The organism is Caballeronia choica (assembly GCF_001544535.1).
GTDB lineage: Bacteria > Pseudomonadota > Gammaproteobacteria > Burkholderiales > Burkholderiaceae > Caballeronia > Caballeronia choica.
The window spans coordinates 1-517 of sequence record NZ_FCON02000648.1 but is presented as its reverse complement, the minus strand read 5'-3'; the positions used below and the strand labels follow the sequence as shown (position 1 = coordinate 517).

The 517-nt window shown below is 57.3% G+C and carries 1 pseudogene; it reads left to right on the top strand.

Annotated features, from left to right (window positions below):
* Positions 1-415, top strand: a pseudogene (locus tag AWB68_RS48025) (4Fe-4S dicluster domain-containing protein); the annotation flags it as partial.
* Positions 416-517: the final 102 nt, after the last annotated feature.

The following is a 517-nucleotide window of genomic DNA, read 5'->3' as shown; positions in this document are numbered from 1 at the left end:
AACGTGCCGTGGACGCTGCACCATCGGCATTCGGATCACGAGATGCTCAAGCCCGCTTCGCAATGCAAGCCGATCACATATTCGAAGCCGGATGGCAAGCTGACTTTCGACCGGCTCTCGTCGGTGTTCATCTCGATCACGAATCACGAAGAGAACCAGCCGGCGCAGCTGACGCTGAAACACCCGTCGGTGCCGGTCAACGTGAGCTAGCAAGACCTATGCGGGTCCGGAATCGCGTTACTGCCCAGTGGCCGTGTATGAGTTCGTCAAGAACGACGACGACGGCAGCGAGCGTCTCGTCATCAATGCGCAGAATTGCGTGCATTGCAAGACCTGCGAGATCAAGGACCCGACACAGAACATCGTGTGGGTGACACCTCGGGGCGGCGGTGGTCCGAATTATCCAACTGTGTAAGTCGGTAAGCGGGGCATCAAAAACGATGCCTGCATGCACCATCTATATCAAGGAGCGTGACGTGCAAAGAGAAGTCGTTATTGTGAGGGGTGCGCGCACCGC